The organism is Streptomyces sp. NPDC001492 (assembly GCF_053597275.1).
This window is the reverse complement of sequence record NZ_JBSFHW010000018.1, coordinates 169,029-183,923: the sequence shown is the minus strand read 5'-3', so window position 1 is coordinate 183,923 and position 14,895 is coordinate 169,029. Positions and strand designations below refer to the sequence as shown.

12 protein-coding genes are annotated in these 14,895 nt (G+C 69.6%); 4 read left to right on the top strand and 8 right to left on the bottom strand.

Annotated features, from left to right (window positions below; genetic code table 11):
• From ACWC1K_RS23625 to glgB, 3 genes are all read left to right on the top strand, one after another.
• The coding region (locus ACWC1K_RS23625) for an alpha-glucosidase C-terminal domain-containing protein (RefSeq protein ID WP_450833973.1) at positions 1-570 on the top strand (570 nt) is incomplete at its 5' end.
• A gap of 95 nt (positions 571-665) precedes the next feature.
• Entirely contained in the window at positions 666-2,054 is a 1,389-nt protein-coding gene (locus tag ACWC1K_RS23620; RefSeq protein ID WP_450833972.1) for a maltokinase N-terminal cap-like domain-containing protein, read from the top strand.
• A gap of 33 nt (positions 2,055-2,087) precedes the next feature.
• Positions 2,088-4,679, top strand: a complete 2,592-nt coding sequence (glgB, locus tag ACWC1K_RS23615; RefSeq protein WP_450833970.1) for a 1,4-alpha-glucan branching enzyme — start codon at positions 2,088-2,090, stop codon at positions 4,677-4,679.
• Between the two features lie 199 nt (positions 4,680-4,878).
• On the opposite strand, the gene ACWC1K_RS23610 is transcribed toward glgB, so the two are convergent.
• From ACWC1K_RS23610 to ACWC1K_RS23575, 8 genes are all read right to left on the bottom strand, one after another.
• On the bottom strand, positions 4,879-7,101 hold the full coding sequence (locus tag ACWC1K_RS23610; RefSeq protein ID WP_450833980.1) for a HelD family protein: 2,223 nt from the start codon (positions 7,099-7,101) through the stop codon (positions 4,879-4,881).
• Positions 7,102-7,257: 156 nt separating this feature from the next.
• A complete protein-coding gene (locus ACWC1K_RS23605; RefSeq protein WP_450833969.1) occupies positions 7,258-7,572 on the bottom strand; it encodes a thioredoxin family protein in 315 nt (104 codons plus the stop codon).
• A complete protein-coding gene (locus tag ACWC1K_RS23600) occupies positions 7,569-7,955 on the bottom strand; it encodes a MerR family transcriptional regulator (RefSeq protein WP_450833967.1) in 387 nt (128 codons plus the stop codon). The genes ACWC1K_RS23605 and ACWC1K_RS23600 overlap by 4 nt, the downstream gene beginning before the upstream one ends.
• A 47-nt stretch (positions 7,956-8,002) precedes the next feature.
• The gene (locus ACWC1K_RS23595) at positions 8,003-9,592 is read right to left on the bottom strand and encodes an AAA family ATPase (RefSeq protein ID WP_450833966.1); all 1,590 of its coding nucleotides are present in this window, start codon (positions 9,590-9,592) and stop codon (positions 8,003-8,005) included.
• Positions 9,593-9,721: 129 nt separating this feature from the next.
• Positions 9,722-10,504: a DUF2127 domain-containing protein gene (locus ACWC1K_RS23590; RefSeq protein ID WP_450833965.1), complete on the bottom strand. Its 783-nt coding sequence runs from the start codon at positions 10,502-10,504 to the stop codon at positions 9,722-9,724.
• Between the two features lie 343 nt (positions 10,505-10,847).
• On the bottom strand, positions 10,848-11,135 hold the full coding sequence (locus ACWC1K_RS23585) for a hypothetical protein (protein WP_450833964.1): 288 nt from the start codon (positions 11,133-11,135) through the stop codon (positions 10,848-10,850).
• 13 nt (positions 11,136-11,148) lie between these two features.
• The gene (locus ACWC1K_RS23580; protein WP_450833962.1) at positions 11,149-11,613 is read right to left on the bottom strand and encodes a hypothetical protein; all 465 of its coding nucleotides are present in this window, start codon (positions 11,611-11,613) and stop codon (positions 11,149-11,151) included.
• A 317-nt stretch (positions 11,614-11,930) separates the two neighbouring features.
• Complete coding sequence (locus ACWC1K_RS23575; RefSeq protein WP_450833960.1) at positions 11,931-13,313, bottom strand: cation:dicarboxylate symporter family transporter; 1,383 nt, start codon at positions 13,311-13,313, stop codon at positions 11,931-11,933.
• Between the two features lie 251 nt (positions 13,314-13,564).
• On the opposite strand from ACWC1K_RS23575, the gene ACWC1K_RS23570 reads away from it, so the two are divergent.
• A complete protein-coding gene (locus ACWC1K_RS23570; protein ID WP_450833959.1) occupies positions 13,565-14,794 on the top strand; it encodes an RNA-guided endonuclease InsQ/TnpB family protein in 1,230 nt (409 codons plus the stop codon).
• Positions 14,795-14,895: the final 101 nt, after the last annotated feature.

The window sequence follows — 14,895 nt, the reverse complement described above, 5'->3', positions numbered from 1 at the left end:
CTGTTCACCGCCCTGCTGCTGTCGCTGCCCGGCTCGCCGATCCTCTACTACGGCGACGAGATCGGCATGGGCGACAACATCTGGCTCGGCGACCGCGACGCCGTACGCACCCCGATGCAGTGGACACCGGATCGCAACGCAGGTTTTTCGTCCTGTGACCCCGGGCGGCTGTTCCTGCCGACCATCATGGACCCCGTCTACGGCTACCAGGTCACCAACGTCGAGGCGTCGATGTCGTCGCCCTCGTCGCTGCTGCACTGGACCCGCCGCATGATCGAGATCCGCAAGCAGAACCCGGCCTTCGGCCTCGGGTCCTACACGGAACTCCAGTCCTCCAACCCGGCGGTGCTGGCCTTCCTGCGGGAGTACGAGGACGATCTCGTGCTGTGCGTGCACAACTTCTCACGGTTCGCGCAGCCGACGGAGCTGGATCTGCGGATCTTCAACGGCCGGCATCCGGTCGAGCTGTTCGGCGGGGTGCGCTTCCCGGCCATCGGCGAGCTGCCGTACCTGCTGACACTGGCGGGGCACGGCTTCTACTGGTTCCGGCTCCGCAAGGACCCCGCGTAGCGCCTCGCAGAACCCGGGGTGGGGCGGTTTCTCCTGTCCCACCCGGGGCACGCATCAGTAACACCCCGCCCACCCGGGGAAAGGAATGTGACACCATGGCGGAAACTGTCACACTTTCCGGCAAGACAAGTCCTGGCCTGCTCGCGTCCCTCGATCCCCTCCTGCGCGAATGGCTGCCGCGGCAGCGCTGGTTCGCGGGCAAGGGGCGGCCGGTCACCGGGTTCTCGCTGGTCGCGGCCACCGAACTGTTGCCGGCCGACGGCAGGCTGGGCCTGTTCCACCTCCTGGTGCGCGCCCATCAGCCGCTCATGCTCGGTGCCGAAACCCACCCCGGCGACTGCTACCAGTTGCTGATAGGCGTGCGCGAGGCGCTGCCGCCCCGGCTGGCGCCCGCGCTGATCGGACACGTGGACGAGGGCCCGCTCGCCGGACGCACGGTGTACGACGCCCTGTACGACTCCCGGCCCGCCGAGGTGCTCCTGGAGGCGCTGCGCGCCCAGGCCCGCGTCGGCGGGCTGCGCTTCGAGCGGGAGCCCGGCGAGGAGATCCGCACCGGGCTCGTCCCGCGGTTGGTGACGGCCGAGCAGTCGAACTCGTCCGTCGTCTACGGAGATACGTTCATCCTCAAGCTGTTGCGCCGGGTCGTCCCCGGCGTCAACCCCGACCTGGAACTCCCGCTGGCGCTCGCCCGCGAGGGCTGCCCCCGGGTGCCCGCGCCGACCGCGTGGCTGCGGGCGGAGCTGGCCGGGGAGTCGTATGTACTCGGCGTGCTCCAGCCGTTTCTGCAGGGTGCCACGGACGGCTGGGAGCTGGCGCTGCGCGAGCTGGCCAAGGGCGAGGACTTCGCCGCCGAGGCACGGGCGCTGGGCCGCGCCACGGCCGAGGTGCACACGGCACTCGCCCGCGCCCTGCCGACCGTCACCCTGGGCCACACCCAGTTGCAGCCGCTGGCCGACGGCATGATCGAGCGCCTGGAGGCGGCCGCGCAGGCGGTGCCCGCACTGCGGCCGTACGCCCCCGGCCTGCACTCCGCGTTCACCGCGCTCGCCGACCTGGCCGCGGAGGGCCGTACCTGGACCGCGCAGCGCATCCACGGCGATCTGCACCTCGGGCAGTGCCTGCGCTCGCCGGCCGGTCAGTGGTGGCTGATCGACTTCGAGGGCGAGCCGTCCAAACCGCTGGCAGAACGGCGGATGCCGCAGCCTCCGGTGCGGGACATCGCCGGGATGCTGCGGTCCTTCGACTACGCGGCCCACTCCGCCACCCCTCGTGCAGAGGGCTGGGCAGAGACCTGCCGGGCCGCCTACTGTTCCGGATACGCCGAGGTCAGCGGCCGCGATCCACGCACGGATCCGGTACTGCTGCGCGCCTACGAGACGGACAAGGCGATCTACGAAGTCGTCTACGAGGCCCGTCACCGCCCCGACTGGCTGCCCGTTCCCATGGCGGCGATAGAGCGTTACGCCGCATCCGACCCTCACTGACCCGACCTCACCTTCGCCGAGGAGGCGCCGCCCGTGACCCCCCGCCCCACGCCCAGCGGTTCGGATCCGAAGAAGAAGGCCGCGAAGGCCGCGGAGAAGGCGACCGAGCCCAGGAAATCGGTGAAGAAGGCGGCGGCGAAGACCACCGCCGAGAAGGAGGTCACGAAGAAGGCCGTCGCGAAAAAGGCGGTCGCGGCGAAGACCACGGCGGCCGGTGCAACGGGGAAGAAGAGCACGGCGAAGAAGAGCCCGGCGAAGAAGACTGCCACCGAGCAGACAGCGGTCAAGAAGACAGCAGCCAAACGGACAGCGGCCGAGAAGACGACGGTCAAGAAGACAGCAGCCAAGAAGACCGCGGCCAAGAAGACGACGACCACCAGGACTCCCGCCGAAAAGACCGTCGCCGCCGCGAAGAAGGTCACCGCACCGGTTCCGGCCGTGTCGCCGGAGGTGCCCGTCGGTGACCGCGAGCGGCTGCTCGCCGGTACCCATCACGACCCCCACGCGGTGCTGGGCGCCCACCCGGTCCCCGGCGGGGTCGCCTTCCGGGTCTTCCGGCCGTACGCGCTGTCCGTGACGGTCGTCGCCGCTGACCTGCGGGCCGAGCTGCACGACGACGGGGACGGGTTCTTCTCCGCCCTGGTGTCCCTGACCGAAGTCCCCGAGTACCGGCTCCAGGTGCGGTACGAGGGGACGACCCTGGAGACCGAGGACGCGTACCGCTTCCTGCCCACGCTGGGCGAGCTCGACCTGCACCTGATCGGGGAGGGGCGGCACGAGTATCTGTGGCAGGTGCTCGGCGCGCACCCGATGACGCACCAGGGCGTGCCCGGCACCCGCTTCTCCGTGTGGGCGCCGAACGCGCGGGGTGTGCACGTGGCGGGCACCTTCAACTTCTGGGACGGCACCGGCCATCCCATGCGCTCGCTCGGCTCCTCCGGTGTCTGGGAGCTGTTCGCGCCGGGGATCGGCGAGGGCGAGCTGTACAAGTTCGAGATCACCCGGCCCGACGGTTCGAAGACCCTGCGGGCCGACCCGCTGGCCCGCCGCACGGAGGCCCCGCCGAACACCTCGTCGATCGTCACCGCCTCCCACCACGAGTGGCAGGACGCGCAGTGGCTGGAGCAGCGCGCGAAGGTGCCGGCGCACGAGGCGCCGTTCTCGGTCTACGAGGTCCACCTCCCGTCCTGGCGCCCGGGCCTGACCTACCGGCAACTGGCCGAGCAGCTCCCCGCCTACGTCAAGGACCTGGGCTTCACCCACGTCGAACTGATGCCGATCGCGGAGCACCCCTTCGGCGGCTCCTGGGGCTACCAGGTCACCGGCTTCTACGCCCCCACGGCCCGCCTGGGCACCCCCGACGACTTCAAGTACCTGGTCGACGCGCTGCACCGGGCGGGCATCGGCGTCCTGATGGACTGGGTGCCGGCGCACTTCCCGCGGGACGACTGGGCCCTGGCGGAATTCGACGGCCGCCCCCTGTACGAGCACGAGGACCCGCTCCGCGCCGCGCACCCCGACTGGGGCACCCTGGAATTCGACTACGGCCGCCGGGAGGTGCGCAACTTCCTGGTCGCGAACGCCATCTACTGGTGCGAGGAGTTCCACATCGACGGCCTGCGCGTCGACGCGGTCGCCTCCATGCTCTACCTCGACTACTCGCGCGAGCCCGGCCAGTGGACCCCGAACGAGCACGGCGGCCGGGAGAACCTCGACGCGGTGGCGTTCCTGCAGGAGATGAACGCGACGGTGTACCGGCGGGTGCCGGGTGTGGTCACGATCGCCGAGGAGTCCACGGCCTGGGACGGCGTCACCCGGGCCACGCACCACCGGGGCCCGGGCGGCTTCGGCGGCCTTGGTTTCGGCCTCAAGTGGAACATGGGCTGGATGCACGACTCCCTCGACTACATCAGCCACGAGACGATCCACCGCAAGTACCACCACAACGAGATGACCTTCTCGATGGTGTACGCGTACAGCGAGAACTACGTGCTGCCCATCTCGCACGACGAGGTGGTCCACGGCAAACGCTCACTGGTTTCGAAAATGCCGGGCGACTGGTGGCAGCAGCGGGCCAACCTCCGCGCCTATCTGGCCTTCATGTGGGCCCACCCCGGCAAGCAGCTCCTCTTCATGGGGCAGGAGTTCGCGCAGGGTGCGGAGTGGTCGGAGGCGCACGGGCCGGACTGGTGGCTGCTGGATCCGGCGTACGGGGCCGAGGCCGACCATCGCGGGGTCCGCGACCTGGTCCGCGACCTCAACGTCGTCTACCGCCACACGCCCGCCCTGTGGCAGCGGGACACCGACCCGTCGGGCTTCCAGTGGATCGTCGGCGACGCGGCCGAGGACAACGTCTTCGCGTTCCTGCGCCTCGCCGCCGACGGCACCCCGCTCCTGGCGGTCTCGAACTTCTCCCCCGTGGTCCGCCACGACTACCGTCTGGGCGTCCCCGACGACGTCCCTGCCTGGCACGAGTCCCTGAACACGGACATCGGAAAATACGGCGGCAGCGACGTGACCAACCCCGACGTCATCAAGCCGGAACCCCACCCCCACCAGGGCCGCCCGGCAAGCATCAGGCTGACCCTGCCCCCACTGGCGACGGTGTGGCTCCGCCCGGCCTAGCTTTTCCTCGCCCCCGCCGCCCCTTCCCATTCCCGTCCCCTGGGGGCTGCGCCCCCAGACCCCGCTTTCGGCCTGAACGGCCTCGTCCTCAAACGCCGGACGGGCTGAGTTTTCAGCCCCTCCGGCGTTTGAGGAGCGGGGGTCCGGGGGCTGGCCCCCGGGTCGGGACGGGAAGGGGCGGCGGGGGCGAAACCAGCCGTTACTCCAGCGCCGCAGCCAACGCCGCAGGCAGCGCCCGGCTGTGCAGCACCCCCAACCGCTGCGTAGCCCGGGTCAGCGCCACATACAGGTCACTCGTGCCATACAGCCCCGGCTCCACCACCAGCACCGAGTCGAACTCCAGCCCCTTCGACTGCCGCGGATCGAGCAGCACGACCCTCCGCGTCAGATCGGGCTCGCCACCCGCCACCACCCCGTCCAGCCGAGCGGCCAGCTTCCCGTGCAGATGCCGCGGCGCAATCACCGCCAACCGCCCCTCCGCAGGCGTCAGCTCCTCCACCGCCTTGCCCACGGCATCCGGCAGATCATCAACCGCCCGCACCCAAGGCCGAACGCCAGTGGCCCGCACCGAACTCGGCGGCGAGAAGTCCGGCTGCTCGGCCCGCACCACGGCCGCCGCGACCTCCATGATCTCCGCCGGAGTCCGGTAGTTGACCCCCAGCCGGGCATGCTCCCAGCGGTCCTCGACATACGGCTCGAGAATCCCCGCCCAGGAACCGACCCCCGCCGCCTCCGCGGTCTGCGCCGGATCCCCGACCAGCGTCATCGACCGCGTCGGACAGCGCCGCATCAGCAGCCGCCACGCCATCGGCGACAGCTCCTGCGCCTCGTCGACGATGATGTGCCCGAACGCCCAGGTCCGGTCGGCCGCCGCCCGCTCGGCGGCGCTGCGGTGGTCGTCCTCCTCCTGCCGCTCGGCGAACCGCTCGGCGTCGATGATGTCGTGCGCGGACAGGACCTCGGAGTCCTCCTCGTCCTTGTCCTCGAACTCGTAGGTCCGCGAGGCGAACGAGACGTCCAGCACGCCCTGCGCATACGCGACCTGCGTCTCCCGCTCCCGCTCGGCCCGCGCGCGCGCCACTCGCTCGTCCACGCCGAGCAGTTCGGCCGCCTCGTCGAGGAGCGGTACGTCCGCCACCGTCCACGCCCGCGTCACCGGACGGCGGATCGCGGCCGCGTCCTCGTCGGGGAGGTAGCCGACGGGATCGGCGAGGAAGTCCGCGACCAGGCGCTGCGGGGTCAGCCGCGGCCACAGCTGGTCGATGGCGGCCCACACTTCGGGGTTCTCGGCGATCTCGTCGCGGATCTGCGTGATGTCGCTCGGGTCCAGCAGGCTGCTGCCGTCGAAGGGGTCCGTCCCGACCCGCTCGGCGTACATCTCGGTGAGCGTGTTGAGGATGTGCCCCTCGAAGTGCTCCCGGGCCACGTTGTGCGGCAGCCTGGCGGCGCGGGTGCGCTCGCGGGCCATCTTCACCAGGCCGTCGTCGAGCATCAGGACCTCCCGGTCGTGCTCGATCGCGATCACCGGATCGGGCAGCGCCTGCCAGTCGCGTACGGCCTCGGCGAGCACGTCCGCCATGTCGGCGCGGCCCTTCACCGCGGCCGCCGCGCGGCTGTCGCTCGCCGTCGCCTTCACTCCGGGGAACAGTTCCCCGACCGTGGCGAGCAGCACGCCCGTCTCACCGAGCGAGGGCAGGACCTCGCCGATGTAGCCGAGGAAGGCGGGGTTGGGGCCGACGATGAGCACGGCCCGCTTGGCGAGCAGTTCCCGGTGCTCGTAGAGCAGATAGGCGGCCCGGTGCAGGGCGACGGCGGTCTTGCCGGTGCCCGGACCGCCCTCGACCACCAGCACTCCCCGGTGCGGCGCCCGGATGATCTCGTCCTGCTCGGCCTGGATGGTCTGCACGATGTCGTGCATACGGCCGGTGCGCGCGGCGTCCAGGGCGGCGAGCAGCACGGCGTCGCCGGTGGGGTCCTCGTGGCCGGTCCGCTCCTGGTCGCCCAGGTCGAGGATCTCGTCGTGCAGGGCGGTGACCCGGCGCCCTTCCGTGGTGAGGTGCCGGCGCCGGCGCAGGCCCATCGGGGTGTGGCCGGTGGCCAGGTAGAAGGGGCGGGCGACATCGGCACGCCAGTCGATCAGGGCCGGTGTGCGCTCGGCGTCGTCGGTGCGCAGACCGATCCGGCCGATGTGGTGCCGGGTGCCCGAGGTGAAGTCGATACGGCCGAAGCACAGCGAACCGTCGACGGCGTTCAGCGCGGCGAGCAGCCCGGACCGCTCGGCGACCAGGATGTCCCGTTCCAGCCGGGCCTGCATGGGCGTGTTGCCCTGGGCGAGCGCATCCGTGACGCCGGCCTCGGTGTGGCCGCGCAGGGCGTCCACGCGCGCGTACAGGGCGTCGATGAATTCCTGTTCCCTGCGAATTTCATCGCTGTTTGACAATTCCACTCCCGGGCAGATACAATGACGCCAGTGAACTTCTTTGCGACCCAATCCCCTTGAAGTCGCGAATCATTAAACTTACACAGAGAAATCCCCCGAGCGCAATTGCCCGGGGGATTTCTTCTGTACTGCGTGAGATCAGAGGACGTCCGCCAGCTCCTCCAGCAGCCGCCGCTTGGGCCGCGCCCCCACCATCGCCTTGATCGGCTCACCGCCCCGGAAGACCATGAACGTGGGCATCGAGAGCACCTTGTAGGCGTTCGTGGTCTCCGGATTGCGATCCACGTTCAGCTGCACCACCTTGAGGCGGTCGGCCTCCTCGGCGGCCAGGGCGTGCAGCACCGGCCCCATCTGCCGGCACGGCGGGCACCAGTCCGCCGTGAACTCCACCAGCACCGGCACCTCGGACCCGATCACCTGCGCCGCGAAATCCTCGTCCGTCACATCGATCACCGTTCCCGCCCTCCCAGTTCGCACAACGGTCCTTCCCCGTCGGCCACGGCCAGCCGCACCGCGATCCGCGCCCGCACGGCCTGCAACTCGCCGATCAGCGCGTCGAGTTCGTCCAGCTTGCGCCGGTAGACCGCGAGCGAGGCCGGGCAGGAGTCGCCCTCCGGGTGCCCGGCCCGCAGACACTCCACGAACGGGCGCGTCTCCTCCAGGTCGAACCCGAAGTCCTGCAGCGTCCGGATCTGCCGGAGCAGCTTCAGGTCGCTCTCGTCGTAGGTGCGGTAGCCGTTCCCGCCGCGCCGTGCGGGCAGCAGCCCGCGCGACTCGTAGTACCTGAGCGTCCGCGTCGTGGTCCCGGCCCGTTCGGCCAGCTCGCCGATTCGCATGCCACGAACGTAATCCTTGACGCCGACGTCAGGGCAAGGGCGGAGGGTCAGCGACGGGGCGACGGGCCGGGGCGCGGGCCGAGGAACCACTCCCCCGAGGGCGGTCCCCCGTGCGGCCGCGCGTCGTCGTCCTCGTCGTCCTCGTCGTCGTGCGAGAACCACTCCTCGTCCTCGCTGCCGTCCCGCACCCCGAGCAGCCGGCGCGTCAGCCGGTCACGGTCGGACAGGAGCTCGTCGAGGGCCTCCCGTACGTCGGCCGGTTCGGTGCGCGGAGCCTCGCGTTCCGCGCCGATCAGGACCGCCCGCCGTACGAGTTCCTTGGTGAAGGAGGCCGTCGTGCCCTCCGTCCGGGTCACGACCTCCTCGGTGATGTCCTCGTCGAGTCCGAGACCACCGCCGTAGAGGGCGAGCAGGGCGGCACGGCCCGCCGCGTCCGGGAGCGGGATCTCCACGGCGAGGTCGACGCGGCCGGGGCGCTGCACGAGGGCCGGCTCCAGCAGGTCGGCGCGGTTGGTGGTGAGGAGGAAGGCGACGTCGGCGTCGTCACCGAGGCCGTCCATCTCGTTGAGCACCTGGAAAAGCAGGGGCTGCTCCCCGCCGCCGTAGTCGCGGGCCTCGGCGATCAGGTCGCAGTCCTCCAGCACCACCAGGGCGGGCTGCAGCATCCGGGCCAGCGCGCAGGCCGGGCCGATCGCGTTGATGCTCTCGCCGGAGAGGATCACCACCGTGAACTGCGGCAGGTGGGAGAGGAGATAGCGGATGGTGTGGGTCTTGCCGGTGCCGGGAGGGCCGTAGAGGAGGAGACCGCGGCGCAGGTGCTGGCCCGCGGCGCGCAGCTGTTCCCGGCGCCTGGCCACACCGACGACCTGGCGCTCGACCCGCTCCAGCAGGCCGTCCGGCAGCACGACGTCCTCGCGGGTGAGGCCTGGGCGGCGGTGGAAGCGGAACGGGCCGAGGCCGTGGCCGAACTCCGAGCCCTCGAAGGACAGGACCTGGCCGCGGAAGATGTTGTGCTCGCGCACGATCGCGTCGATCTCGGCCAGCAGCCGGTCCGCGAACGCCTTGTCCTGCGCGAGGACCTCGATCTCGACCTTGTTGCGCCCGTACTCGTCCGCCGGTCCGCGCAGCAGCACCGCGAACCGTTCGTCGCCGGCCGTACCGAGGTAGAAGCCGCAGGAGACGCAGGCCAGTTCCTCGTCCGAGGAGACGGGCAGGTGCGCGTAGTCGACCGCGCCGATCGTGAAGCGGTCGTAGCGGTCGGCCGCTTCGAGGATGTCGCCGAGGGTGAGCTCGCCGTGGTGCTGCGCACCGCGCATGCCGATCAGGTCGTAGGAACGGCCGTCCGCCGCGAACCAGCGCTCCAGCGCCAGGTGCACGTTGGGCAGGTCGTAGGGCGGATAGGCGGCCTTGACCACCGGGCGGTCCGCCGGCGCCGACCCCAGGTGCTCGCGCAGCCGCTTCGTGAGGTTGCGGCGGTCGTCGCCCTCCTTGCGCCGGGGGTGGGCCACGGCGGCGAGGAACTCGTAGAACAGCTCGTTGACCTGCTCCATCGACAGCGGCGACGGCTCGCGGTCCCCGCCGTACCGCCGCTCGTACTCGGTCGAGCTGATGATCTCGACCCGTTCGGACTCCCCCATGTCGCCTCCGTGCGTCCGGCCGTGCGCTCCGAGGCTCTCCAGCGTGGGCCCAACCGGTCCGGCGGGCAAAGGATTTAGGGCAAGTGTCGCCAAACGGCCGCCTGGCAGACCCGGACGGTCCAGGACGGCTCAGACGGCCTGCGTCGTGTGGGCCGGCACCCCGGCCGACTCCTCGACCTCCAGCAGCGAAGCGCTCTCCCGCTCCTCCTCGAACGCCTTACGGCCGCCCCGGAGCCCGAACAGCCGCTTGGCGAGGGCGATGTAGAGGACGGCGAGGACGTTGAGGACCAGCGTGCCGATCTTCAGCCAGCTGACGTGCTCGGTGAGCTCGTAGATCTCCAGGGGGAGGAAGGCGGCGGTGGCGACCACCGTCAGGTACTCCGCCCAGCGCTTGGCGTACCAGAGGCCGACCGCCTCGACGAGCTCGATCAGGGCGTACGCCAGCAGCAGTACGGCCACCAGCAGCAGCGTGGAGTGCTTGTAGCCGAAGGTCTTCTGTATCGTGCCGACGATCGGCGAGTGGTCGAGGTCGTAGTGGAAGTGCCGGAAGACGGGCCGGAAGACGTCGAGGTACTCGTCGAAGAGCCGGCGCACCGAGTCCTGGCTGTTGCTGAACTTCCACACCGCCAGCGCCACCAGCACGATGAAGACGCCGCGCACGGCCCGCTCGATCGCCAGGAAGCGCAAGATGAACAGGTCGCGCAGGACCTTGCCGCGCGGCACGAGGGGCGCGTGGTCCGCCGGTCCCGAGCCGTGCGGCTCCCCGAGCACGAAGTCGCCGCAGCGCAGACAGCGCCAGACGTCCCCGAGCGAGGTCTGTGCGTGCAGCCGCGCCTTCAGCCCCGGCTCGTCCGGCGCATACGTCACGTGCCCCTTGCGGGCACACGTGCGCCGATCCCAGTCGATCTTCATCCCCCGTGCCTCCACACGCGTACTGACTTGCCTGTAATGACGCCACGCACTGATGTGCCGTTCCGGATGGTCCGGAGCGGCAGGTTAGTGGATAGGGGTGCGGAAGGGGCAACGGCCCCGCACTCCGCCCATTCCTTCTCCTCTTCTGCGGCGGCCTCGCGGCGCGGCAGAGAAGGCGGATCCGACCGCGTCCGCCATCCGCTGGGCGCCTTGGAAGGTGCGCCGTGTCCAGAGCACCCGCCGGGAGCTTGCTGCCCGCCGTGGGTCGAAGAGGTGGCCGCCGTACGGCGTGACGAGCAGGAATGTGCGGGGCCGGACAGGCTCTTCCTGCCCGGCCCCGCGCTCAGCGCAGCCGCTCAGCCGACTCACCGCCGCCACGAGCGGGGGTGCCGAGGTGACGTACGCACTGGTCGGCGGCCTTCACCAAGGCCGGCGTGAGGAGAGCGACCGCCGCTTTCCACACGGGATCCGGCACCAGCGCCACGACCGCCGCCGCCACGAGCAGGGGGCCGACCACCCGAGCGATGCGGATGCCTCGGCCCGGTCTCGCGGGCGCCTGTGCATCGAGATATCCACCGGTCAGCACCGCCAGTTCGGCGACGACCAGCACGAATGCCAGGGTGATGTCCACGAGCCGGCTCCGTTCAGTCCCCGGCGGAGCTGCAGTCCCAGTGCCCCGACGCCCGCTGGGCCGCGACGCGCGGAGCGAGGTCCGTGCCGCCGCCGGGCGGCGTCGGGATCCACTCGCAGCCGAAGTCCTTCATGAAGTGCTTGAAGGTGTAGTTGTGGTACTTGGCCTGGATCTTCTTGAGGCGCGCGATGCCCGCCGGGCTGGCGTTGAACGCCCGGCTGTACTCGCCGGCGTCCTTCACCAGGCAGCCGGCGGAGACGATCGCCCCCACCCAGCCGGCGCCCTTGGAGGCGATGGTCTTCCCCAGCGAGGCGACACTGACACCGGTGGCCAGCAGCGAACCGCAGACGCCGCTGATGCTCTGGGGTTGACGCGCCACGGCCGGCTGGGCCGTGACGGCCTGGGCCGGAGCCACGGCCCCGGTGAGAAGCACCGCGCCCGCGGCTGCGCCGATCAACGTCTTACGAAACTTGTCCATGGGTTTCCCCGAATTTCCTTCTCGGTACTCGACGGGCGCCCGCACCCGGTCTCGGTACGGGCCCTGGCCCGCCGCCCGCGCGACAGGGCCGGAAGCGCTTGCTGCCCTGCCTCCGAAGAGGCGAGAAAGATCAATCGGGTTGACAAGAGGAAGGCAATCTTCCGGTAATGCCGTCAGGTGCACGGCAACTGCCGTCAGGTGCACGGCAACTGCCGTGCACCTGGGGTCGCACGGGACGGGGGCCACCCGGCCGCCCGGGACGCGGAGACGGGTCCGGAGTTCAGGTCCGGACCCGTCTCAGTCGGGGAACGCGGAGGTCAGGCCTTGGCAAGCTCCTTCTCGCCGCCCTGCTCCGGCACCTCGACGTGCGGCTCGACGTCCTCGTCCAGCAGGGTCGTCTCGTCGAACGGCAGCTCACCGGCGAGGACCAGACCCACGCGCTCCTTGTCGATCTCCTTGGTCCAGGTGCCGATCAGGACCGTGGCCACGGAGTTGCCCGCGAAGTTCGTCAGGGCGCGGGCCTCGCTCATGAAGCGGTCGATGCCGACGATCAGGCCGACGCCGTCCACCAGGGCGGGCTTGTGCGACTGCAGACCGCCGGCCAGGGTCGCGAGGCCGGCGCCGCTGACACCCGCCGCACCCTTGGAGGCGAGGAGCAGGAAGAGCAGCAGCGGAATCTGCTCGCCGATCGCCATCGGCGTACCCATGGCGTCGGCGATGAACAGCGAGGCCATGGTCATGTAGATCATGGTGCCGTCGAGGTTGAAGGAGTAGCCGGTCGGGACGGTGATGCCCACCACCGACTTGCTGACACCGAGGTGCTCCATCTTCGCGATGAGACGCGGCAGCGCCGACTCGGAGGAGGAGGTCGACAGGATCAGCAGGAACTCACGGCCCAGGTACTTGAAGAGCCTGAGGATGTTGAGCCCGGCGACGATCCTCAGCAGGGCACCGAGCACGATGAAGACGAAGAGGAAGCAGGTGACGTAGAAGCCGAGCATCAGGATGGCCAGCTTCTTCAGCGCGTCGACACCGGCGGAGCCGGTGACGGCGGCGATGGCGCCGAAGGCACCGACGGGGGCGGCCCACATCACCATGCCGAGGATGCGGAAGACGAGCTTCTGGAGGTGCTCCACGCCGCGCAGGATCGGCTGCCCGGCCGAGCCCATGGCCTGCAGGGCGAACCCGGTGAGCAGGGCGACCAGCAGCGTCTGCAGCACCTGCTGCTGGGTGAAGGCCGAGATGAAGGTCGTCGGGATGATCGACAGCACGAAGTCGACGGGCGGCAGCGCCTCACTGTCCACCTGGTCGTGCCCGGAGGCCTTGATCGCGTTGGTGATGTGCAGCCCGTCGCCCGGGTGCAGGATGTTGCCGACCACCAGGCCGATGGTGAGCGCGACCAGCGACATCGCCACGAAGTAGCCGAGCGCGATACCGCCGACGGCGCCGACCTTGGCGGCCTTCCGTACGGAGCCGATCCCGATCACGATCGTGCAGAAGATGATGGGGGAGATCATCATCTTGATCAGGTTCACAAAGCCCGTGCCGAGCGGCTTGAGCTCGACGCCCACGCTCGGCCAGATCAGCCCCACGGCGATACCGAGGGCCACCGCTGCGATGACGGCGATGTAGAGATAGTGGGTGCGGTCCCGCTTCCCAGCGGGTGCGGCAGGTGCCGTATCGGGGGTGCTGGCGGCCACGGCTGCCCTCCTTGACGTCTTCGTCGGCATCACCGGCGTGCGGCTCACGTCCGGGGAATGGAGATGGAGATGCGGGTGGGGGCGCGGATCTCCGTCGGGAGGCGGTGGCCAGAACCGTATGTCCCGCTTCCACTGCTTCCTCGATGCGGTGACTATGTCGTGCCCTGTGAGGGCGGTCACCCTTGCGTTCATTTAGTACATCGCGAGGTGAAGACAATTGGTCTCACACACTGACATGCCAGGTTTTGAGCATGACCGAGCACGTGAAGCGGGCGTTCAAGTACCGCTTCTATCCGAGCGACGCCCAGGCGGCCGAGCTGACGCGTACGTTCGGTTGTGTACGAACGGTCTACAACCTGGCCCTGCAGGCCCGCACCGCCGCTTGGTTCACGGAGCGGCGCCGCATCAACTACGTCCAGACATCAGCGTTGCTGACCGAGTGGAAGAAGACCGAGGAGTACGCATACCTGGCCGATGTCTCGTCGGTTCCGCTGCAGCAGGCGCTGCGCCATCTGCAGGGGGCCTTCGTCAACTTCTTCGAGAAGCGCTCCGCCTATCCACGCTTCAAGTCCCGCAAGAGGTCCCGCAAGAGCGCGGAATATACCCGCTCGGCATTCACCTACCGCGACGGTCGTCTCACCCTGGCGAAGATGCCGGATCCGCTGGACATCGTGTGGTCCAGGCCTCTGCCCGAGGGGCAGACCCCGTCGACGGTGACGGTGTCGCAGGACAGCGCGGGACGCTGGTTCGTATCGCTGCTGTGCGAGGACGCTTCCGTGAAGGCGCACCCGAGCACTGGCACGGCAGTGGGTATCGACGCAGGCATCACCGCGCTGGTGACCCTGTCGACCGGTGAAAAGATCATCAATCCGAAGTTCGAGAAGAAGGACCGAACACGGCTGGCCCGTGCCCAGCGAGAGTTGTCCCGTAAGAAGAAGGGTTCCAGGAATCGCGATCGGGCCCGCGTCCGGGTCGCCCGTATCCATGCCCGCATCGCCGACCGGCGCCGGGACTTCCTGCACAAGCTGTCCACGCGTCTCGTTCGTGAGAACCAAACGATCGTGATCGAGGACCTCGCAGTCCGGAACATGCTGAAGAACCGCGCGCTTGCCCGTGCGATTTCCGACGCGTCATGGGGCGAATTGCGCTCCATGCTGGAGTACAAGGCCCAGTGGTACGGCCGCGCACTGGTCGCCGTCGACCGCTGGTACCCGTCGAGCAGGACCTGCTCGGCATGCGGCCACCTGGTCGCGAAACTGCCGCTGAGCATCCGGGAATGGACCTGCACCGCATGCGGGGCGATCCACGACCGGGACGAGAACGCGGCGAAGAACATTCTGGCCGCCGGGCTGGCGGTGTCGGCCTGTGGAGCCGGCGTAAGACCTCAACGGAGAACCTCCGGGCGGGCCGTCGGTGCTGAAGCAGGAAAGCTCCGAAGGAGCGCCGGACAGCGGCGCAGAGTCGGAGATTCCCCCTCCTGAAGCGGGGAGAGGCCAATTAGTTCATGCTTCAACAAGAAAGAATGGGTCGATCCCGGCGCACAGGGACGGGCATACGAACGAGAAGCCGAGGGGTGGGCAGC